20 protein-coding genes and 3 pseudogenes are annotated in these 20,736 nt (G+C 63.7%); 11 read left to right on the top strand and 12 right to left on the bottom strand.

What is annotated here, in order from left to right; translation table 11 throughout:
- Positions 1–32 precede the first annotated feature (32 nt).
- From ACV7NQ_RS32810 to ACV7NQ_RS32800, 3 genes are all read right to left on the bottom strand, one after another.
- Positions 33–575: a DUF3558 domain-containing protein gene (locus ACV7NQ_RS32810; RefSeq protein ID WP_463363098.1), complete on the bottom strand. Its 543-nt coding sequence runs from the start codon at positions 573–575 to the stop codon at positions 33–35.
- 217 nt (positions 576–792) lie between these two features.
- On the bottom strand, positions 793–972 hold the full coding sequence (locus tag ACV7NQ_RS32805; protein WP_463363097.1) for a hypothetical protein: 180 nt from the start codon (positions 970–972) through the stop codon (positions 793–795).
- A 306-nt stretch (positions 973–1,278) separates the two neighbouring features.
- Positions 1,279–1,683 (bottom strand): DNA-directed RNA polymerase subunit beta, encoded by a 405-nt coding sequence (locus ACV7NQ_RS32800; RefSeq protein ID WP_463363096.1) that lies wholly within the window; start codon positions 1,681–1,683, stop codon positions 1,279–1,281.
- Between the two features lie 336 nt (positions 1,684–2,019).
- Here ACV7NQ_RS32800 and ACV7NQ_RS32795 point away from each other — a divergent pair, with 336 nt between their 5' ends.
- The 3 genes from ACV7NQ_RS32795 to ACV7NQ_RS32785 all read left to right on the top strand — a co-directional run bounded on the left by ACV7NQ_RS32795 (position 2,020) and on the right by ACV7NQ_RS32785 (position 3,685).
- Complete coding sequence (locus ACV7NQ_RS32795; protein ID WP_463363095.1) at positions 2,020–2,907, top strand: helix-turn-helix domain-containing protein; 888 nt, start codon at positions 2,020–2,022, stop codon at positions 2,905–2,907.
- Positions 2,897–3,103 carry a DUF397 domain-containing protein gene (locus tag ACV7NQ_RS32790; protein ID WP_463363094.1) on the top strand — a complete coding sequence of 69 codons (207 nt, stop codon included), beginning with the start codon at positions 2,897–2,899 and terminating at the stop codon, positions 3,101–3,103. The genes ACV7NQ_RS32795 and ACV7NQ_RS32790 overlap by 11 nt, the downstream gene beginning before the upstream one ends.
- Before the next feature lie 399 nt (positions 3,104–3,502).
- Entirely contained in the window at positions 3,503–3,685 is a 183-nt protein-coding gene (locus ACV7NQ_RS32785; protein ID WP_463363093.1) for a WXG100 family type VII secretion target, read from the top strand.
- Between the two features lie 318 nt (positions 3,686–4,003).
- Here the strand turns inward: ACV7NQ_RS32785 and ACV7NQ_RS32780 are convergent, their stop codons facing one another.
- Both ACV7NQ_RS32780 and ACV7NQ_RS32775 read right to left on the bottom strand, forming a co-directional pair.
- Positions 4,004–4,879 (bottom strand): transposase, encoded by an 876-nt coding sequence (locus tag ACV7NQ_RS32780; RefSeq protein ID WP_463363092.1) that lies wholly within the window; start codon positions 4,877–4,879, stop codon positions 4,004–4,006.
- Entirely contained in the window at positions 4,767–5,582 is an 816-nt protein-coding gene (locus tag ACV7NQ_RS32775; RefSeq protein WP_463363091.1) for a transposase, read from the bottom strand. The genes ACV7NQ_RS32780 and ACV7NQ_RS32775 overlap by 113 nt, the downstream gene beginning before the upstream one ends.
- Before the next feature lie 178 nt (positions 5,583–5,760).
- On the opposite strand from ACV7NQ_RS32775, the gene tnpC reads away from it, so the two are divergent.
- Positions 5,761–7,251, top strand: a complete 1,491-nt coding sequence (gene tnpC / locus ACV7NQ_RS32770; RefSeq protein WP_463365555.1) for an IS66 family transposase — start codon at positions 5,761–5,763, stop codon at positions 7,249–7,251.
- A gap of 360 nt (positions 7,252–7,611) precedes the next feature.
- Here the strand turns inward: tnpC and ACV7NQ_RS32765 are convergent.
- A pseudogene (locus tag ACV7NQ_RS32765) lies at positions 7,612–8,822 on the bottom strand (IS256 family transposase).
- Positions 8,823–8,898: 76 nt separating this feature from the next.
- On the opposite strand from ACV7NQ_RS32765, the gene ACV7NQ_RS32760 reads away from it, so the two are divergent.
- The 3 genes from ACV7NQ_RS32760 to ACV7NQ_RS32750 all read left to right on the top strand — a co-directional run bounded on the left by ACV7NQ_RS32760 (position 8,899) and on the right by ACV7NQ_RS32750 (position 10,855).
- A complete protein-coding gene (locus ACV7NQ_RS32760) occupies positions 8,899–9,204 on the top strand; it encodes a WXG100 family type VII secretion target (RefSeq protein WP_463363090.1) in 306 nt (101 codons plus the stop codon).
- A 1-nt stretch (position 9,205) separates the two neighbouring features.
- Entirely contained in the window at positions 9,206–9,643 is a 438-nt protein-coding gene (locus tag ACV7NQ_RS32755; protein WP_463363089.1) for a hypothetical protein, read from the top strand.
- A 64-nt stretch (positions 9,644–9,707) separates the two neighbouring features.
- Positions 9,708–10,855 (top strand): IS3 family transposase gene (locus ACV7NQ_RS32750; protein ID WP_463358517.1). Its coding sequence is split into 2 segments (ribosomal slippage): positions 9,708–9,978 and positions 9,978–10,855, totalling 1,149 coding nucleotides; the frame shifts between segments, so codons are not numbered across the junction.
- Positions 10,856–10,894: 39 nt separating this feature from the next.
- Here ACV7NQ_RS32750 and ACV7NQ_RS32745 read toward each other — a convergent pair.
- Positions 10,895–11,731: a transposase family protein gene (locus tag ACV7NQ_RS32745; RefSeq protein WP_463358528.1), complete on the bottom strand. Its 837-nt coding sequence runs from the start codon at positions 11,729–11,731 to the stop codon at positions 10,895–10,897.
- A gap of 319 nt (positions 11,732–12,050) precedes the next feature.
- Positions 12,051–13,259 carry an ISAs1 family transposase gene (locus ACV7NQ_RS32740; protein WP_463360829.1) on the bottom strand — a complete coding sequence of 403 codons (1,209 nt, stop codon included), beginning with the start codon at positions 13,257–13,259 and terminating at the stop codon, positions 12,051–12,053.
- A gap of 56 nt (positions 13,260–13,315) precedes the next feature.
- Here ACV7NQ_RS32740 and ACV7NQ_RS32735 point away from each other — a divergent pair, with 56 nt between their 5' ends.
- Both ACV7NQ_RS32735 and ACV7NQ_RS32730 read left to right on the top strand, forming a co-directional pair.
- The gene (locus ACV7NQ_RS32735) at positions 13,316–14,293 is read left to right on the top strand and encodes a hypothetical protein (protein WP_463363088.1); all 978 of its coding nucleotides are present in this window, start codon (positions 13,316–13,318) and stop codon (positions 14,291–14,293) included.
- A 16-nt stretch (positions 14,294–14,309) separates the two neighbouring features.
- Positions 14,310–14,561, top strand: coding sequence for a hypothetical protein (locus ACV7NQ_RS32730; RefSeq protein ID WP_463363087.1), 252 nt, complete (start codon positions 14,310–14,312; stop codon positions 14,559–14,561).
- 10 nt (positions 14,562–14,571) lie between these two features.
- Here ACV7NQ_RS32730 and ACV7NQ_RS32725 read toward each other — a convergent pair.
- A pseudogene (locus tag ACV7NQ_RS32725) lies at positions 14,572–15,144 on the bottom strand (IS30 family transposase); the annotation flags it as partial.
- Positions 15,140–15,810: pseudogene (locus ACV7NQ_RS32720) on the bottom strand (transposase domain-containing protein); the annotation flags it as partial. The pseudogenes ACV7NQ_RS32720 and ACV7NQ_RS32725, both read right to left, overlap by 5 nt.
- Positions 15,811–16,836: 1,026 nt before the next feature.
- Between ACV7NQ_RS32720 and ACV7NQ_RS32715 the strand changes: the two are divergent.
- Positions 16,837–17,304 carry a type I restriction-modification system subunit M N-terminal domain-containing protein gene (locus tag ACV7NQ_RS32715; RefSeq protein ID WP_463363086.1) on the top strand — a complete coding sequence of 156 codons (468 nt, stop codon included), beginning with the start codon at positions 16,837–16,839 and terminating at the stop codon, positions 17,302–17,304.
- Positions 17,190–17,600 carry an HsdM family class I SAM-dependent methyltransferase gene (locus tag ACV7NQ_RS32710; RefSeq protein WP_463363085.1) on the top strand — a complete coding sequence of 137 codons (411 nt, stop codon included), beginning with the start codon at positions 17,190–17,192 and terminating at the stop codon, positions 17,598–17,600. The genes ACV7NQ_RS32715 and ACV7NQ_RS32710 overlap by 115 nt, the downstream gene beginning before the upstream one ends.
- On the opposite strand, the gene ACV7NQ_RS32705 is transcribed toward ACV7NQ_RS32710, so the two are convergent.
- Both ACV7NQ_RS32705 and ACV7NQ_RS32700 read right to left on the bottom strand, forming a co-directional pair.
- Positions 17,498–19,060, bottom strand: a complete 1,563-nt coding sequence (locus tag ACV7NQ_RS32705; RefSeq protein ID WP_463363084.1) for a serine/threonine-protein kinase — start codon at positions 19,058–19,060, stop codon at positions 17,498–17,500. The two genes, ACV7NQ_RS32710 and ACV7NQ_RS32705, sit on opposite strands and share 103 nt — an antisense overlap.
- A 68-nt stretch (positions 19,061–19,128) precedes the next feature.
- Positions 19,129–20,583 (bottom strand): protein kinase domain-containing protein, encoded by a 1,455-nt coding sequence (locus tag ACV7NQ_RS32700; RefSeq protein ID WP_463363083.1) that lies wholly within the window; start codon positions 20,581–20,583, stop codon positions 19,129–19,131.
- Between the last annotated feature and the right edge of the window lie 153 nt (positions 20,584–20,736).

Raw genomic sequence — 20,736 nt, 5'->3', positions numbered from 1 at the left:
ACGAATCTGAGATTGCTGTCGGTTGCGCCGCTTTACTTCGGCAGGTTGGGCTCGAGATCCTTGGCGTGTTTCACGGCCAAATCACACAGATCAGGCTTTTGGGCCCTGCTCTCCCAGCCAACGGCAATCTCGAACATGCCCTGCTCAGCAGGGAAACTCACATAGCAACTGTCGCCTTGGGTGTCGGATTTGTCCTGGCTGATTACTCCATTGCGGGAGCCGATCGTCACCTCCCGAAGGATGGTTACCTTGCTGTTCGCTCGGGTCTCCGCGAGGGTGTGACTGGTCGACATGACATCGACTTTGTACTTGTGCTCGGGCGGGTACCAACCGCATACGCGCCACGAAGCGGGCCCTTCGGGCGGATCTGTTGTGACGTCTTTGGTGGCGGGGTCCAGACCGATCCGGCGCAACACGTCGTCGCTGAGCTGTGTGCAGGGGTTGAAGACCTGGATATCGTCCGTGGACTTCGCCGGTGTGGTTGCTGTCCCATCCACACTCGACCCGCAGCCGGTGGCCAGTGCCAGCGCAGCGACACCGCCGAGCGTGGTGCGTAGAACGTCAGCGGTGCGCATATCTCTCCTGGCGTCGGTAATCCCCGTCGCTACTATATGACGCGCCAGACCCGGCCACGGTTCCATCGGGTTTCGTGAACGGCGGTGGTACGCGGGTTCTTCCGACCCGACGCCGAGCTGGCGCGAATCGTGTACTGGCGCACCAATCGGCATGAGGTGGCGCGCCCGAAGGAGTTCAAGATACCGGCAGCCCAGACTGCACCGGCACGAGTCTCCTTCATGGATCGAGGAACAAGCGCTCGCACGGCAAGCGACTCAATTCGGTTGTGTCGCCGGGGAGTACGTCGACGGCATCGGCGTGGTGGCGGGCCTGGTGGTCTTGGATAAAGAGCAGGGCGGCGGTCAGGCAGGCCGCGAAATCGAATCTTGCGCCACACAGGAAAATGCTGAGGTGCACGTCCGGTTCATCGGGGCGCGGGGAAGCGGCGCCCGTCACTGCTCGCTATCCCATCGGGCTGCCTCGGTGTCGATGATTCTGTTCGGCAGGCCGAGTGGGTTAGCGCGGTCGTCGACCACGCGAACACCGATCCACGGGCAGCGTCCACCGATCGTTCGCTCGTGCTCGGTCAGTTTGCCGTCAACCAACCGAACCCATGTCGCGCAATGCCGTGACGGACAGGCGACCTCGGTCAACGCGTTGGTGCGCGGGTCGAACTTTCCGAACCCGCAGTGCGACCACTTGATCCACGGTCCGCAGTCGCAGTCACCCATGGGTCACCGCCCGGCGCTTTCCCGGGCCGAGGCACGCGCGGATCGCGTTGAGCACCACGGCACCTGAAGGCCGGTACATGCAACGGGGTGGCTCGACCCAGCGCCGGAATTCCACGCGCTGGTCGGTGGGTGACGGTAATGCGATGGTGCCGCCCTCCCGGACAACCGAGACGTTGAGCCGGAACAGTTCGGCGAACAGGCTGTCCTCGTCGGGCAGGTCCGGCCGGACGAGATAGGTCCATCGGACCGAGCGGGGATGCGACAGGATCGGGCCGAGATCGGTTCCCTGGCTTTGCATTTCGACCTTCACCGCCTGCCCCAGATGCGCGGGCATCATCAGGGCCCACACATGAGTAGCGGGCATGACGATGCGACCCAGATGCGGCGGGTCGATCACGGCAGGCAGATCGCACACACGCCGGTAGAAGTGGCATCGCGTCAACGGTGTATCACCAAAAGGTATGTGGTCCATCAGGTTAGACCTCTGATCGCGTAAGTGGGCTGAGGTGCGCCCGGCCCCTGGCGGTATCCGCGAGTGCTAGGGACGGGAGCCGAGGAGGGAATCGGACGGGCTCCCTACCGGACGCACGCCAAGGACACCCCACTGGATGTCGAATCGGAAGTCAGAATCGGGAACCCGAAGAAAATCGGCTGAATCCCCAGCAGAGTGACCGAACCACATGCGAGAGTTCTCCCGATTCGGAATCACACACCTACCCGAAGGGGAACACGAATGTCAGGGGGAGACAGCACTATTCCGCGCCGCCAGCTTGGTCGATACCTACGCGAAGCGCGTGAAGCAGTCGGCATGACGCTGGACGACGCCGCCCGGCTCATGGAATGGGGCAAGAGCAGCCTGCAACGGGTCGAGAAGGGACAGAACCAGAAGGTCCGGCTCCGCGATCTCGATGGATTGATCGAGATCTACGGCGTCGACGAAGACCGCGCCGCCGGGATGAAGGGGCTGGCGCAGCAGGCGGCGGAGAAATCCTGGTGGCACGAGTTCGGCGATCTCATACCGGCCAACTTCAGCGTATACATGGGCCTGGAGTCCGCAGCGCTGAAGCTGACTACCTACCAACCGGACCTCATGCCAGGGCTACTCCAGACACCGGACTACATCCGCATGCTGGTGCGGGCAGGAAACCCCGAACTCAGCGAGACCGAGATCGAGGGGCGAGTGCAACTGAAGGCGCGCCGACAGCATCAGATCACTCGTAAAACCAAAGCTGCCAGCTTGGATGTAGTGCTCGGCGAAACGGTGTTGCGTCGCGTGATCGGCGGACCTACGGTCATGGCGGCTCAGCTCAGGCACCTGGCCGACGCCAGTACGCTTCCCAACGTCACGATTAGTGTCCTGCCTTTCTCAGCCGGTTATCCAACAGGCGATCAGATCGGACCTTTCGTGATCTTGGAGTTTGACACGGACAGCCGAGGCGAGCCGGTCGAACCGACGATCGTGTACGCGGAGAACTACACGGGAGACATGTACTCGGAGAAGGTGGGTACCGTGCAGCGGTACGCACAGGCGTACGAGCGCATCCGGCAAGCGGCGCTGGATGAGGCCAGCAGCAGAAGTCTGTTGCGGAACATAGCAAGGGAGTACCAGCGTGAACGTTGATCTGTCCGAAGCCCGTTGGTTCAAGAGCAGCCGCAGCGGGGCCAGCAAGGAATGCGTTGAGGTCGCCTTCCTCGATGGGGGCATAGTCGGGGTCCGCGACTCGAAGAACCCCACCGGCCCAGCGCTGATCTTCACACCAGGCGAGTGGGAGGCGTTCACCGCTGGCGTCGTCGACGGCGAATTCAACCAGAATTAGCAGCAACAGCGGAAGGCCCTGCCCTCGTTGAGATTTCGAGGTGCAGGGCCTTTTGCGTCAGCTGGCTGGATCAGCGCAAGGCGTGCGGGGACGACATGTCATCTGGGTCTGCCTGTTTGGTCCCCCTCGGATGATCCCCGCGCGTGCGGGGACGACCCAGAAGGAGATCACGCGATGATCCGCGACGAAGGATGATCACGGCGATCGGCCAGGCATCTTCCTCGCTGAGTACCGGATGGTCCAACCTCGCGCTGGCACCGGACTCAACCGAGTCGCCGAACCTGCGGCGTATGTCACAAATATTCACACTGAGGAACCGGAGCCTGATCCCATGCGTCCAAACTCAGTGAATGCACCTGAGTGCATGGTTGCTCGCTGCGTCGTCACAGGAAGGATCGCATGGCTACTGAGCCGAACGCGCCCGTGTTCGCGATAGTCCCGCAAGAGGTCACCGACGCCGGGCACTACGTCCAGCAGGTCGCCGAATCACTGATCAACGGCTTGAACGCACTCGACACTGAGATCGCTGGTGTTCTCGGCAACTGGCGTGGCACTTCTGCTGATTCATTCTCTGCCGGCTAGGCGGAAGCCAAGGAAGGTGGCGCGGACGTCCTCGACGCCCTAGCCGTTATGGCCAACCTTCTCGGCGTCACCAGCAAAACCATCACTCACCAAGACATCGCCGGTGCGAGCCACCTCAGCTCCCTAGGTGGTTGGTGTTAAACGAGGCCTTGTGAATCAGAGCCGGTAAATCCGTGGCGTGGGCGATGCCATGGAATGGTCCCTGGATGTGTGGGGACGGTGTCGGGATCATCTGGTCGCTCGGCGGATTGGTGGTTTTATGGGGGCGGGCGGCTGATGGGTCTTGACAGCTGCGGATATAGCTCTTGGCGGGGCCTGTCAGGCGGTCGCGGTTGTCCAGGTTCGGTCGGGGCCGCCGGCGATGCCGAGGACCGTGAGCCTGGCGAGGTTGATCGCGGCGGCGAGCAGGGAGAAATCGGCTGCGACTTTGTCGCGGCCGAGGACACGGGCGCGGCGACCACCGTGCTTGCGTCGCATCAGATGCCCGATCTTGCGTTCGACTTTCGGGCGGGTCGCCCGGTACTCGGCACGCCACGCGGGATCGGCCTGGGCGGTGCGGGCACGGACGAGTTGCGCCTCATACGGGGTGATGGTCACATTGCGCCCCTTGCTGGAGCTGGTGCACTGGGTCGCCAAAGGGCAACCGGCGCATGCCTTTCCGAACGAGGCAACCCTGTTCCCGGAATCCGCGGTGGCTGGGCGGATCGCCGCGGTGATCCCGTTGGGGCAGGTGACCGTGTCATGTTCCAGGTCGACGACGAAACGATCCTTGGCGAACCGACCGTCCCTCGACGCGGGGGGCTGAACCTTCGTCATGATCTCCGCGTCAGCGTCCTCCAACTCCTCGAGCAGCTTCCCCGCTCCATAAGCAGCGTCGCCATACACCGACAACCGTTGCACGGCAACGCCATCCGTATGACACTCGTCGCCGTCGGCGCGGGGTGCCCCACCGTCGCTGTCACCGCACATCTCGTCGATCTCGTCGATCTCGTCGGCGTCGTCGATCTCGTCGGCGTCGTCGACCTCTGTGTCGGCGCGGTGGGGCAGGTCCTCGGCGAGCAGGTCGGTGGCCGCGTCGACATCACCGGTGTTGCCCGGAGTGAGGCGTGGTGGCGGTGACGATCTCCGAATCCGGATCGACCGCGACGTGCCCCTTGTAGCCGTCGAAACCCCGCGCGGCGGTCTTGTGTCCATGCCGTGCCTGCGGATCCACGATCGAGATCACCCGATCCTTCGCCACCCGACGCGCGATACCGAACACCCCATCGACGTCCTCGTCGAGATCCTGACCGATCACCGTCGCCAACAACTTCGCGGCCTGGTCGATCCCCGCCGACAACTCACGCCCGTCCACCACCGCCAACAACGCCCGCGCGTCGGTGGCCAACGCGTCGACCAGCGCTTCCCGCGCCTCGGGGTCGTCGTAATCACAGACCGGTTTGCCCGCCGCCACATAGTCGTCGTCGCGACGCAACACCGACCGAAGCTCCGCCTCCAACGCCAGGTCCGCGACCCGCAACAACGACCGGATCGCCGAACGAATCAACGTGACCGTGTCCATCGTGGCCACCGCGTCATACAACGGCGTCGAGTCCAACACCCGCTTGCGGCCCACCAACCCCGCCGCCTTCGCCACCTCCAACACGGCTTCGAAGATCCGGTTCGGCCGATCCGAGGACGCCAACCTGGCCCGCATATCCACCAACACCGTGTGCACGAACCCCGGATAATCGAAATCCAAACCCCCCGCCGCGTACTTCCACCGCGCGTCGAACGCAAACCGGTCGGCCGCCTCCCGATCCGACAAACCCTCCAACCGCTGCAACACCATCACCACCGCCACGATCATCGGCGGCACCGACCGACGCCCCACCACGGTGAACAGATCAGCGAACATCTCATCCGGGGTAGCTATTCAGCTGTCCCCCTTGGGGTTTGATGGCGTGTCGGTTGGATTGTGATGGCCTGTCGGGCATAGTGGCGGGGTGTCTGGAGCGTCGTCGGTTGAGCAGCTCGTTGAGCGGGTGGCCGAGTTGACGGCGCAGGTGAGGGTGGTGCTGGCCGAGAACGCGGAGTTGCGGGCCGCGAATGCGGAGTTGCGGGCCGCGAATGTGGAGTTGGGTTCGGAGAACACAGAGTTGAAGGCGCTGGTGGGGTCGCAGTCCGAACAGGCTGCGGCGCAGGCGGATCGGATCGCAGTGCTGGAGCGGCGGTTGGCTGCGGATTCGTCGAACTCGGGGTGGTCGTCGGGGTCGGACTCGCCCTATGACAAGAAACCGGCCAAGAAGCGGTCGTCGCGGACCCGGTCGGGGCGGTCGGCGGGTAAGCAGAAAGGCTCGGCAGGCACGTCGCGGCCACTGCACGATGACCCGAACCACACGATCCGGTTGGAACCGCCCCGCTGCCAGGGGTGTTCGTGTTCGCTCGACGGTGCCGCCGAGGTCGCCTGCGAACGCCGCCAGGTCGTGGACACGGCACCGGCGGCGGCGCCGGTGATCACCGAGTATCGGCGTATCGCCCGCGAATGCGGGTGCGGGACAGTGACTGCCGGTGACTGGGCCGATGCGGCACCCGAGCATGTCGCGGTGATCGCGGCGGCGGGGTCGCCGGTGCGGATCGGGCCGGTGGCTCTGGCCCGGGCGGCGTTGCTGACCTGCGGGCATTACCTACCGATCGGGCGGAGCCGGGATCTGTTCGTCGCACTGTGCGGCCTCGATATTTCGACTGGCTGGCTGGCAGGGGTGCGTGGCCGCGCCGCGCGGCTGCTGGAACGACAGTTCTCCGTCCACATGCGAACTCTGCTGGCCACCGCGCCGGTGTTGCATGCCGACGAAACCACCGGCCGCGCCGCCGCGGAGTTGAAGTACGTGCACGTCGCCTGCACCGACTATCTGACGTTGATGCACGTCGGTGGCCGCTCCGCCGACGATATTGATGCCGGTGGTGTGCTCGGCGAGTTCACCGGGGTACTGGTCCGCGACGGCTACGCCGGGTACGCGCACCTCAAAGCGGCCCACGCGTGGTGCGGTGCGCACCTGCTGCGCGACTTGCGGTCGATCCACGATGCCGATCCAGCCGGGCAGGTATGGGCGAAAGCGATGATCGACTGCCTGCTCGACGCCCACACCGCCGCTGGCCGGGCCCGCGCCGCTGAGGCATCGGCTCTCGACGCCGACACCCTCACCGGGATCCGCCGCGCCTACGCCGGTGCGATCGGGCTGGGCCGCGACGACAACCGTGACCGGAAAACTACCTTGGCCGCCGACGCCCGCAAGCTGGTGGCCCGGTTCACCCGCTACGAAGACATGATCTTGCGGTTCGCGACCGACCTGACCGTCCCGTTTTCGAACAACGAAGCCGAAAGAACGCTCCGACCAGTCAAAATACAGCAACGAACCAGTGGTGGAGCATGGCGAACCTTGCAGGGAATCACCGACTTCGCGATCGTCACTTCCTACCTCGACACCGCCCATAAATGGGGCCTCGACAAACTCGACGCCCTCACCCAACTGTTCACCACCGGTCCGTCGCTACCGCCTGCCCTCACACCCGCAGCCGCCCCATAACCACGCACGCATACCACACCGACCACCGAAAACCTCACCACCCCAGGTGAATAGCTACCATCCGGGAACAACCGGACACACTCCCGATGCAGCACACCATAAATCGAGCCCGCCGCCACCCGACCCTCGCAGAAATGCACAGTCGACCGAAAAAGATCAGCCTGCCCCGGTGTCCGTCCCAACGTCACCCAGTCATTCAACTCGAGCCCCACCCAGCCGGTCAACGCCAGACGAAAAACACCAGCCACCTAGATCTTCCGGCGTTGAATTGGTAGAGAACTCCCAGCCCTTCCGTGTTGATCTGGACGAGATCGAACAGCTGGGACTGTCAAGTTAACGGTGTAAGTGGTTGATTGACAGTTACTTTCGTCCGGCGGACAAGCGTCCGTCGAAGGTGATGTCGAAGGCGTTGAGTGCGTCCTTCCACCGGTTGGACCAGCGTTTCTGGCCCTTGCCGGTGGGGTCGAGGCTCATGATGGCCAGGTAGACGCATTTCAGGGCGGCCTGCTCGTTGGGGAAGTGCCCGCGGGCGTTGACAGCCCGGCGGATCCGCGAGTTCAGGCTCTCGATGGCGTTCGTGGTGCAGATCAGGGTGCGGATGGCCTTATCGAACTGCAGGAATGGCACGAACTCGGCCCACGAGTTCGTCCACAGCCGGATGATCGCGGGATAGCGTTTCTCCCACTTGTCGCTGAATCCGGCGAACCGGTCCAGTGCATCCTGCTCGGACGCAGCCGAATACACCGGTTTCAGGTCCTTGGCGATCGCGGCCCAGTCCTTGCGGGAGGCGTAACGGAAACTGGCCCGCAACAGGTGGACCACGCAGGTCTGCACAATGGTCTGCGGCCACACTTGCCCGACGACCTCGGGCAGGCCCTTGAGACCGTCGCAGACGAGCATGAGCACGTCGTTCACGCCGCGGTTCTTCAGCTCGGTCAGCACCCGCAGCCAGTACTTGGCGCCCTCGCCGTCGCCGTGCTCGCCGGCCCACAATCCCAGCACCTCGCGAGTGCCGTCGCAGGTCACCGCCAACGCGACGTAGATGGGCCGGTTCGCCACGTTACCGTCGCGGATCTTGACGTTGATGACGTCCACAAACACCACCGGATACACCGTGTCCAGCGGCCGGTTCTGCCACTCGGCCATGCCCTCGACCACACACGGTCGGTGATCGTGGAGATGGTCTGCTTGGAGACCTCCGCCCCGTACACCTCGGCCAAGTGCGCGGAAATCTCGCCGGTGGTCAACCCCTTGGCCGACAACGAGATCACCAGCTCGTCGACGCCGCTGAGCCGCCGCTGCCGCTTGGCCACGATCTTCGGCTCGAAACTGCCGGCACGGTCGCGGGGCACCTCGACCTCGACCGGCCCGGCCTCGGTCAGCACCGTCTTCGCGCGCCGCCCGTTGCGGGAGTTACCGTTTCCGCGGCCGGTCGGGTCGTGCTTGGCGTAGCCGAGATGGTCGTCCATCTCGCCCTCCAGCGCGGACTCCACCACCAGCTTGGTCAGCTTCGCCAGCAGGCCGCCCTCGCCGGTCAGCTGCAGCCCGTCGGCGCGGGCCTGATCGACCATCTCCCGCAGCCGCGCCTCATCGAAAACCTCACGGGCCGAACCGGCCTCGGTCTCACGCTCGATCACATCAGTCATCGTGGTGCATCTCCGTTCAGAGTTACACCGTTGTTCTTACAGTCCCGAACAGCTTGTCACCCGGGTGTCTGGTTTCGTCGGCTTCCTCAACGAGAGTCTCGACGGTCTCAATCAGCGCATCGCCACTGTGCAACAGACGTGGCACGGTCAGGCCGCCGATGCTCAGGACGCTGCTTTCCGTGAGTGGCATGTCGGGGCGACTGAAGTCGCTGAAGGCATCGGTGCGATGCGCGACGCAGTACAGGCTGCGCACGACCGCTACACCGCGGCGATCGAAGCCAACCGAAGCATGTTGGGAGGTGCGTGAGTTGGGTACCAAACTTGTGGTCGACCCGATGGTGTACTCCCTAGCGGGGGCGTCCTTGTACTCATACGCGACCGAGTTCCGTAAGATCTTCGCTGCCCGGATCGGAGCCTTGTCGGGGTTGGGCGCGATGGGAGGCAACTGCGGAGAGTCGAAGTCATGGGCGACAAATTACGACGCCACCGTCGCTGACGCCATGACGATGACCGAGACCTTGATCGTGGCGATGGGAAACTACGCCAGTGTTTTGCAACAGCTTGGCTATAACTACGCATTAGCGGACTATGAAGCAGGGAGTGGTCGTCCGCAGCCGGTAGAGCCGACGCCGTTCGCTCCGGCGTGGGCAGCCTGCCAGGTACCTCCACCAGCAGCAGACGGTCCCGGCAGTGGCCTATTCGACGACGTCGGCTTCGCGGTAGACGCCCTGGCCCGTCCCCAATGAATGAGACCGCTCGGTATTAGAGTCCTGTTGGCCCTGGTAGGGGCCAGAAGGGACGATTGGGATCATGGCTGGAGGACGGAAGCGGCATTCCGCGGAGGAGATCGTGCGGAAGCTGCGCCGTGCCGATGAGCTGGCCGCGGCCGGTAAGTCGGGCGAGGAGATCGCCGCAGAGCTGGAAGTGTCGGCGGCGACGTTGTACAACTGGCGCCGCTCTTACGGCGGTATGGATACCGATGCGGCGAAGGAGCTCAAGGAGCTGCGGGAGCAGAATTCCCGGCTCAAGCGGCTGCTGGCCGAGGCGGAGCTGGAAAAGGACGCCCTGCGGGAGATCAGCCGGGGAAAATTCTGAGCCCAGCGTCCAAGCGCCGTGCCGTCGACATGCTCACAGCAGTGAAGGGCGTGTCGGAACGGTTCGCGTGCAAGGTCGTTGGGCTTGCTCGTTCGACGTATCGGCGGCTGCCCCTCGCGCAGACCCCGGATGATCCGGACGCCGGTTTGCGGGCCTGGCTGCGCTCGTATGCTACGAAGAACCCGTGTCACGGGTTCCGGCGGGCGTGGGCGCGGTTGCGGTTCGACGAGGGCAGCTCGGTGAACAAGAAGAAGGTGCATCGGCTCTGGCGGGAGGAAGGGCTGCAGGTGCGTGAGCACCAGCCGCGTAAACGGGCCGGCGTTTCGTCGATGCCGCCGGTCGATGCGGATGCACCGAAGGTGGTGTGGGCGTTGGATTTTCAGTTCGATTCCACCATCGACGGCAGAGCGGTGAAGATCGCGTCGATGGTCGATGAACACACCCGTGAATCACTATTGCATCTGGTTGAACGCTCGATCACCGCCGAGCGGCTCGTCACCGAGCTCGAGAAGGTCTTCACCACTCATGGTGGGTCGCCGACGGTGTTGCGGATGGACAACGGGCCGGAAATGATTTCCCATGCGCTGCAACAGTTTTGCGCAAACCGGGTCGGGATCATCTACATCCCACCGGGCACGCCGTGGAATAACGGATTCGTCGAATCGTTCAACCGTCGGCTGCGCAAAGAATGCCTCGACCGGAACCACTGGACAAGCCTGCTCGAAGCCCGCGTCGTCATCGGCGACTACAAGGTAGACCACAACCGACGACATCGACATTCGGCGCTGGGCTATCTGACCCCGGCCGAGTACGCTGCCCGCTGCAGCCACAGCCACCACCCGGTGGCCTGCGGCATCAACTGAATACGGATCGAAAACAACCTGGCTCTAAAACCGGGAGCGTTATTCATAAGCCTCCGCGAAAAAGTGCAGTGCGACTATCGTTTTCAGGGCAGAGGGGAATTTGTGGACTGGCGCGCGGTAGCGGCCGCCTTCCTCGCTGAGCATGCGCCAGGTCTTCAGGTGAGCGACGGCTCGCTCCACCGCGGCCCGGATTCCGGAGAGTGCGGTATTGAACGCGGCCTGGCTCTCGTGCAGTTCGCGGCCCGGAGGTTTCTTGTAGGGCACCAGATCGATTCCGTCGACACCGACGTAACCGGAATCGGCGACAGTGTCGATCTCGGCGAGAAGGTCGGCGAGTCCGGAGGCGGCGTATGCGTGCGCGTCGTGTCGGGCGCCGTGCACGATCGTCATGCCGACCGCGACGAGCCTGCCGTCGAGGTCGGCGGCGATCTGGATGTTGAACCCCGGATACTGGGTTTTTCCGGAGAACAGGTCCGGGATCGCCGACCAGTCCCAGGTCGGGCAGATTGTGCCGTCCACCAGCACGGACCCGACTCCGATGACGTCGCGGGGGTTGGGAACGAACTCTTCGAGTACGTCAGCGATCACCGGTCGCAGCAGATCCCAGCGGCGGCTCACCGTGGACTGACTGATCCCGAAGAACGCGCCCGCGACATCCTGGACGAGGTTTCTGCGCATCAACGACACCACCAAAGCGACAGACCTGAACAAGCTCAACGCGTAAGGGCGACCGGCCGACTCGAACCCGCCGACGGTCTCGTGTACCCGGGCAGTCAGTTCCGTCAGTTGCCCATCGGTCAGCCCCGTAATAGCCTTGTACCGCAACGGCCCTCGTTCTCGCTCGTAGACTTCGTAACTCCACGAACTGAGATACATGAGGGCCGTTGCCAATTCGGCTGCGACGCGCCGACGTATCAAGCAGTGCGATCACCGTCTCACCGGCCACACAGGCCACACAGGCCACGAGAGTTGCTATGCCACAGCCGATTGCGGGACAGGCTTATGAATAAGCCTCCGGGTGGTTCCGTCATCGGGGACCGGTCAGCCCTTGCTCAGTTCGGGGTCGAGATGCCTGATGGTGACCCCGATAAGCTACAAACCGCAGCTGACGCGTGGGCGAAATTCGCGTCCACGTCTGGCGCAGCGAATCTTCCCGCTCTGCTAGAGGGGCTGGCCAGGGCTCCGGCGTTGTCGCCTAACTAGCCTGCGACCAAGGGTTTTGGGTGTTCGTCAGCAGGTGGAGGCCTCTGTTCGGTGAGAAGGCTGTCGTCCGGCAGGCCTCGGCGATGTTGGCGGCACCATCGATGCGGTGAAGGCTTATCGCCGTGTTTCGGAGCGTCGCGGCGACTTGCGGAGCGGTGCCGGTCCGCAGGGTGCTGCGGTCTTCGTCGTAGGTCACATCACGGACCCAGTGGATCGCATTCTCAATTCCCCAATGGTTTCGCAACCATTCGGCTAACTGTCGGGGTTTGGCTTGCTCGAAGGTGACACTGCAGATGGCGTATACGGTCTCGACCGTCAGTTTCCCGGTGGTGACCTGGACGCGTTCGCGGGTGATCTGCATGATCTGGCGGGCGTAGGGAAACCCGATCCCGCGCGGCACGCTCAGCACCTTCATGGTGCGGGTCTCGATCCTGCCGTGCGATGGCTTGGCGTCGGCGTCACGGTGGGCGATGGGGACCTCGGCCCACGGCTGGGCGATAATGCGAGCCAACAGCTTGGGCTGATTCGCCTTCACCGTCATCAAATAGTGCGACTTGAGCTGCCCGCAGATCAGTTTCGCCGTGGCGACCTGCGTGTGCATCGCATTGATCGTGGCGATGAGCCCGGTCCGGTTCATTGCCTTCAGAAGCTTTCGCACCGTGGGGATTTCGTTGGACTTCGCGGCGACTGCCAGCTGGCCGAGGACCAATCGCGCGTGGTGGGCGAAGATCGACACCAGGTGCGGTGCGCGGCCCCCGCCCAGGCGCGCCCCGCGCACGGTTTTGCCATCCAGGGCCACCGCCATCAGTCCGCCGGAGTCCGCGGCAGCGGCCACGGCGGCGAAATAGTCACCCAACCGGCGATCCAGATCCGCGGCGTCGAGTCTGGCGATGAGGGTTCGCAACGTCTTCTCGCTCGGGCGACGCACTCGGATGCCCAGTTCTGCCAACACTTCCGGTGGCGCGGTACGCACCCAGGTGGCGAACCCGGCCACCGACTGCATCCCCGCCGCCGTGGCCAGGATCATGATCGCCAGCAACCCCACCAACGGGTACCGGATTCCACGGGGATCACGCGGGTCGGGAACCGTCTTCAGCACCTCCAGCAAACACGGTGCGACCGTGTGGGTTTCCGGTTCGACGCGCCGTCGATCCAACACCTCCACAACGGGCTCGACAAGGGATACTGAACAGACGGACACGGGCGACTCCGGGGAAGATTCTGGCCTAAGGAACCTTCATCCTCCTCGAGCCACCCGTGTCCGCCTCGCATCCGAAACGGCGTGTCGCACAGCTAATTACCGCAGCTCACCGGCTTGCAGACCGACAACGCCGGAGCCCTGAGGGGCTGGCCAAGTCATTCGAGACTGAAACAGCTCCCGATCTTGCACAAGTTGATGACGATCTGCGAGAACTGAAGACGTCCGCGGTGGTGGTGCTCAGCCTGTATGGCGAGCTCGCACAGGCTTGTAGCAACCATCGCTCGGCGATTGTCTCGTTCCGAGACCAGATGAAGCAACTGCTCGAAGACCTCGCGGTCGACCTCGCGATAGAAGCAGCCACGACGGTGGTGTTCTCGCTGGTCGCCGGAGCGTTGACAGCGGGGTTGGGCGCAGCTGCGGTAGCGGCCGCCAAGGCGGGAAAGCTTGCGGTCAAGCTGAAAACATACGTCGATCGCGTGCTCAGGATAAAAAAAGCCGCCAACTTCATTTCGAAGATTACGGAAAACGCTGAGGAGCTTCTGGCTAAGCGCACCGAACTCAAGCGACTCGCCGATCTTATTAAAAATCGGAAAAATCATGGCGACGTCATGTCAACAGGCGGTCGTGTAGGACGCGTACCCAAAGATGACGCTGAGCGATGGTACGTGTGGGCGGACAAAGCCTATGATTACATTAGGAATGACACCCTCGACGTTGCCAGCATCGCCGATAAAAATGGCCTGAGCATATCCGATGTGGAAAAGATCAAGCAGCACGTATTCAATGCTGAGCACAAGATTGTTGACTCGTATACCGGAGAGGTTCGTGTCGGGCGCTTCGACGCAGACCCGGATATGGCGGAGATATGGCGGAGGCGTGGTTGCGACTCAGCGAAGGGCGGGGAACAACAACTGACCGACTGCTACTCGATCATGAACTTTCAGAGCTTAGGTACCTCGAAGACCATCCTGGCGCGACGTACAATGATGCGCATGCGGTCGCAAATCAGGCCGCCAACTGGGAGTCTACAATAGGAAGGAAGTAGCACAGGTGGGAGCAATGATGAGCGGGCGGCTCATTAGCGAGAATGCCGAGTTTGCCGAATATGACGTGAATGCTCCGGGCGTATTTCCTGATGGTACAACGAGAATAGTTCGCGTTCCAGAGGAAGGCCCTGCCGGATATTCAATCAATGACGCCGAATATGAATACGCCGGAAAGCGGGCAGCCATGATTATTTGGAAACGGCGGATTGAGGCCGGTGGGCAGTGGCCGAAGACATTCCTCTTTGCCAGTGGGTAGCGCGATATCGTCAGCAAGCGCGCGGGCGGTGTCGAGCGGTGGAAGCAACGGAGTCGAGCAGCAGCTTGGTGAAGATCTCTCGGGGCGTACGGAATCCGAGGACGGCTCGGGGTCGGTCGTTGAGCTCGTCGGCGATGGCGTCGAGGTAGGGCTGGTGGTCTGTGATCTCGATGCCCTTGGGCAGGTACTCGCGGATCAGGCCGTTGGTGTTCTCGTTGGTCGGGCGTTCCCACGGCGAGTGTGGGTGCGCGAAATACACCGGCAGCTCGGTGGCCAGCGTCAACGCGGCGTGCCGTGCCATCTCGGTGCCCTGATCCCAGGTCAACGACCCCCGCACCTGGGCAGGCGGGTTGCTCACGGTGTCGATGAGCACGTCGGCCAGGCCCTCGGCCTTCTTGCCGTCGGGCAGGGCGCAGATGATCACGTAGCGGCTGGTCCGCTCGACCAGGGTCGCTGCCGCGGTTTTGCCGGCCTTGCCGATGATCAGGTCGCCCTCCCATGCCCCAGGCACCCGGCGGTCGGCCGCGGCGTCGGGGCGGTCGTCGATCGAGGTCATGCCGATGACCCGTCCGCCTGTCCGCTCCCTCGGCGAGGAAGGCATTGCCGTCGAAGCCCTTGTCCCACAACACCAGCATCCCGGGGTCCAGCAGGCGCAACAGGCGCCCGGCGTAACCGGTCTCGCCCTCGACAGTAGGGCCGAACACCGCGCCCAGCATCCCCCGGGTGCCGGTCTCCACCAGCGTCATCAGCTCCAGCATCGGATAACCGGCACGAGTGGACCAGCCGAGCCCGGTTACGTTTCGTGTCGGGCACCTTCTGGGAGGTGCAGCCGTCGAAGGACACTCCTCCGATAGCGGCCGAACCTCGCCCCCGGAGTCCTCGGCTGGGCAAGCGGACCAGCAAGCACCTCGAACAACGCCCTTATCGGGGCGACACCGACCCTGCGGCGCAGGTCACGCAGGGATTTTGAGGTCGGGGAGACGACAGGAAGCCCACCCAGTCCCGAGGTCATCTTGCCCCACACCAGGCGATAGCCGACCTCGGGGAACAGGCACATCGCGAGTAGGAAATAGACCCCGACCCGGGACGGTAGATCACGCAGTCGCTGCTCGAGTGCCCGTTCCTCCTCCAGCACCGCGTCGACCAGTTCGAAAGGCACAATGGCCGTCAACTCCCCCACATGCCCCGGCGCGAATACCCCCGCAGCCACCGTGATCGTGCGAGTGATGGCCCTCGTGGCCGAGGACAGGGCAGAATGACGGGGCAACGGAGTTCCTCGTGGACAGGGCTGTCTTGGTCGACTGCCAGTTCTACCGGAACTCCGTTGCTTTCGTTTCCCCACACCTGAAAACCTAACTCCCCCTCGACAAGCAGCCTCAGCGGCTAACTACCCGGCCTTGGGGCGTGGGGACGCGGCGCCTGTCACTGCTCGTTATCCCATCGGGCTGCCTCGGCGTCGATGATTCTGTTCGGCGGGCCGAGTGGGTTAGCGCGGTCGCGCCTCTTACCTGCCGCTGGCATAGAAGGCCGGCCGCCGCTCGCATGCTACCAACGAACCGGCAGAACGGAATTCCGTTGTCGAGAAGGCTAATTCGCGGCTCTGTGCGCCGCAGGGCCCGGAGAGTAGTTGGGCGGTGAGTGCGCGGGTGCCATGCCACGGGCGCGAAACAGTCTCCGCTGCACCGGCTCTGAGGCTTATACCGTTGTGGCACGCACGGTGGGTCGTGCACGAAGCGTAGTGCCCGACATGCTGTGGGTCGTGGCCTTCCCAGGCGCGGCGTGCGGCCCCGCAGCCTGAACGCAAAAGACCGGCGTCTCTCCGCCAAGAGATTGCGACGCCGGTCCGTGCACCCGAAAGGACACCTTAGATGCAGCGCGACCATATCAAACCTATCCGCGAACATTACTGAGCCCCCGGCTATTTCGTCACTGGGCCCAGTTGTTCGGGTTGCGACTCCACCGAAATCGCAGTACGAGAGCATATTTCGTGATTGGGGTGTATTAGGGGATGGGACATCTGCGTGATTTGTTGCTTTGCTGGGGATCACCCGGGGTGCGGCAGGCGCAGAAGGGTGCGGCGCGCGGCATGGGTGCGGCGCGACGGTGCCGCAGGGGTGCGGCTACGCGGCGGGGGACTCCCGTGCACCCGTCGGGAACGTTGTCACAGTCCCGATCCGCATTCGCACGGCTGATCCTCGAGAGGGTTAGCAGAGCGGTGTGATCCAATACCCTCAGCGGAGGGATCAGGGGAGAGCTGCGGAGCAAGATCGACCGGTTGTGGGATGCCTTCTGGTCGGGCGGTATCTCGAACCCGCTGGAGGTGATCGAACAGATCACCTATCTGATGTTCCTGCGGCGCTTGGATGACTTGCAGACGGCCAAGGAGCGTCAGGCGCACTGGACCGGCGAGCCGATCGAGAACCCGATCTACACCCCGGAGACTGAGCATCTGCGTTGGTCACAGTTCAAGGAACTCGACCCCGACACCATGCTGGCCACGGTCCGCGACGGCGTGTTCGGCTGGCTGCGCACGGCCGGTGGTGAGGACTCCACCTACAGCCACCACATGAAAGACGCCCGCTTCACCATTCCCTCGCCGAACGACATCCCGTCGACATGCTCGACGGGATGTCGTTCGGCGAGGGCGACACCAAGGGCGACCTGTACGAGTACATGCTCGCCAAGATCGCCAGCGCCGGTCAGAACGGCCAGTTCCGCACCCCGCGCCACATCATCGGGCTGATGGTGGAGATGCTGGCGCCCGGCCCGCACGACGAGATCTGCGATCCGGCCTGCGGCACCGCCGGCTTCCTGGTCGGTGCCGCTGAATACGTCAAACGCACCCACCCGCGGGTGCTGACCGACCTGGCGCAGTCGAAGCACTTCCACCAACGTCAAGCGCCCGAGTTCCGCAGCGCCGGTGTATCGACCTCCGATCAATTCGGTGGCGGCTCCATGGCCATCAGCTGGTCGAGCGCTTCCACCGTGTCGCGGGTGAGCGGGTCGTCGGTGCCGCGGACGAGAAGAAGGTCTTCGTAGGCCTCGTTCAGGACGACAGCCGCTTCGGTTCGCTCCCCGACCAGAGTCAGTAGCCGTCCGAGGCTCAGGCGCAGGTCCAGTGCGAGCTCGCTACCGTCGCCCTGGCTTTCACGCACTTGCGCCAGCAGTATGCGGGTTTGCGCCAGCGCGGCGGCCAACTCACCGAGCTCAGCTCGGCACGTCACCGCATATCTGCGGCATTGCAGAGCCGTCTCGTCATCGGGGCCTGCGAGTAGCGAGTATCCGTCGGCCAGAAGCTCGAATTCCGTTGCTACCCTACGGAATTCACCGCCGGAAAGGAGCGCTCGGGCAATCTTGCACCGCAGATCGAGCGCCTGCCTGCTCTCGCGTCCGGATACGGCTTGCACTTCTGGCAGCGCCATGGCGAGCACATCTGCGGCCTGCGCAAAACGGCCTTCGTCGACCAGTTCCTGAAACTCGGCCTCTCCGGCCGAAACCACGTCGCCGAGTCCGGAATTGACCGCGCGCACAGCATCTCGACCAGCAGAGCGGGCTGCGGTCCGGCACAGCCCTGGTTGCCTCGGGGCGTTCGGCCGCCGGAAGATCTCTACGGGGTCGGGGTACCCGGCTGGTGCCATCTCGCCGCACAGCCCAGCGTCGGGCGACTGCAGCAATGCCAGCAGACGATCGAAGACTGCTTCGGCGTCGACCGGTCGGCGTTCCGGCGATTTCGCCAGCAGATCGAGCACCAACAGATTCAGTTCCGGTGGCACGTCCGCGCGAAGATCTGCAGGTGGAACAGGGTCGGTGAACGCGTGGTGGTGTGCAACCGTCGGCGCACTGCCGACGAAGACAGCTCTGCCACAGAGCATTTCGTACAGTATGCAGCCCAGCGCGTACAGATCGGAGCGTGGGGTGGGTTTGGCACCGATCCCTTGTTCCGGCGACATGTACGCGACAGTGCCGAGCATCATTCCGGTCATCGTCAGTTTCGGAGTGTCGGACACGAGCAGCGCCGCAAGGCCGAAGTCGATGATCTTCACAGTGCCGTCGGGCGCCAGCAGGATATTGTCCGGCTTGAGATCGCGGTGCACCACCGGCAGGGCATGCGCGTAGGCGAGCGTGGTGGCGATCTGCGCGGCGACCGCGACTGCCCATCCGACCGGCAACACGATGTCCGAGCTCAGGCATTCCTGCAGTGTGGTCGCGCCCTCGATGTACTCCATCACCAGGCATACTTCGACGAGTTCGGCGTCGAGTACGGCATCGAACACCTGTGGCACCCCGTGGTGTCGAATCCGTGCGGTGACCCTGGCTTCCCGGCGGAACCGTTCGGCGAGTTCGGCGGCCTCGGCGCTGGATCGGATCTGGTTCAACCGGATGAGTTTCACCGCAACCTCACGGTCTAGCACGGCGTCGTAGCCGCGCCACACCGATCCCATGGCACCGGAACCGATCTCATCGATCAGGTCGTATCGCGTGCCGATGCGCGTTCGCACTGTCGATTGCCTGCCATTCCGTCGTGGTTCTTCACTATGTTGTCAACCCAGCGGGAATCCCGCAGACGTCAGCCGGTCTCGACACTCCTGATCTGTGCGGCCAGTTCGACAACGCGACGGTCCTGCTCACCGTACCGAACAGCCATCTGAGTGTGGAGATGCTGCAGTCGTCGCACAGCGCCGCGGGCGTCGCCGGTATGAGCATCGCAGCGCGCGAGTTGCTGCTGGCAATACAGCACCTGGCCGTCGTAGGGTCCCCCATCCTCGGTCAGGTCGTCGATCAGGCTGCGATACAGATCGCCGGCGCTGCGGTAGTCACCGATCTCGAGGTGCAGGTCCGCGAGGCGGGTTCGCGCGTCGACCACCTCTCGATCTCGTGAGCCCAGAACCGGGACAACTGCATCGACCACTGTCCGCAGTTGGTTGATGGCATCCGGGTACCGCGACGCATCCGTGAGCACACGGGTGCGCTCCATCGTCTGCCGCAGACCATCCCGACTGCTGCCTGCCGTCCCAGCAGCCTCGCCGACGTTTCCGACTGCGCGGTCGGAGTCCACCACCGATTCCGGTTCTGGCGTGGGCTGGGGCACCCCCATGGCACCAACCGCCAAGGCATACATGAGCGCAGGCTCGTCGAGTCCGTTCACTTCCGGCAGCGATCCGAGTCCGCTTGCGTGCCGAAGCAGGCCGACGTGCGCCACCGAGGCGTCGTGGGGCCGTCGGGTGGGTGATTTGGCGAGCATGCTCATGAGCAGCTCGGCCATGTCGGGCGGCACATCGCGACAATCGGTCTCGATCTCGGGAGCGGGCCGATGGAGCTGGTTCTGCCAGACGACGAAGGGTGTGCTGCCGGTCATCACCCGCTTTCCGGTGAGCAGTTCGTGCAGCACGAGGCCCAGCGCGTACAGATCGGTCTGGGGCACAACAACTTTGCCCTCGACCTGCTCAGGCGCCATGAATGCGGGCGTGCCGAGCGTGGTCCCCGTCGTGGTGTACCGCGTCACGTCGGTGTCGAGGGCGACGGCGAGCCCGAAATCCAGGACCTTCACCGTGCCGTCTGGACACAGCATGAGGTTCGACGGCTTCAGATCCCGATGGTAGATCCGGTGGCGGTGGGTGGCGGCCAGCACCGCAGACGTTTGCGCTCCGAGTGCGGCCACCACCCCGACCGGCAGGGATCCGTGGTTGGCGAGCAGATCGTCGAAGGTGATGCCCTCGACGAATTCCATAACCAGATAGGGCCTTTCGGGACTACCGGGGAGAACGCCTGCGTCGTGGATGGCAGGCAGTCCGGGATGGCTCAATCGCGCCATCAACTCGGCCTCCCGGAAGAAGCGCTTGATCCAGCCAGGATCGTTGTCCAGGCTCGGTTGCATGAACTTCACCGCGACCCGACGTCTGAGATTGCGGTCGAACCCCTCGTAGACCCGCCCCATTCCGCCGGATCCGATCTGTTCGAGGAGCTCATAGCGATCCCCGACAACCTGCGGTTGCACGGCAACTACCTCCGTCAGTCCGATCACGATGCCATGGCAAGCAGCCCGCGCACCGCCTACATCTTCCCACCCCGTTGGCCGACTCGTCCCGACACAGCGCGGTGGCAGCCGGACCTATTCGACCAAGGACACCGCGCTTTGATTGACAATGTTTTCACGATTCATTACGGTTTACATTGC

The organism is Nocardia sp. Tas62D01 (genome assembly GCF_055232035.1).
This window is presented reverse-complemented; position numbering and strand designations above follow the sequence as displayed.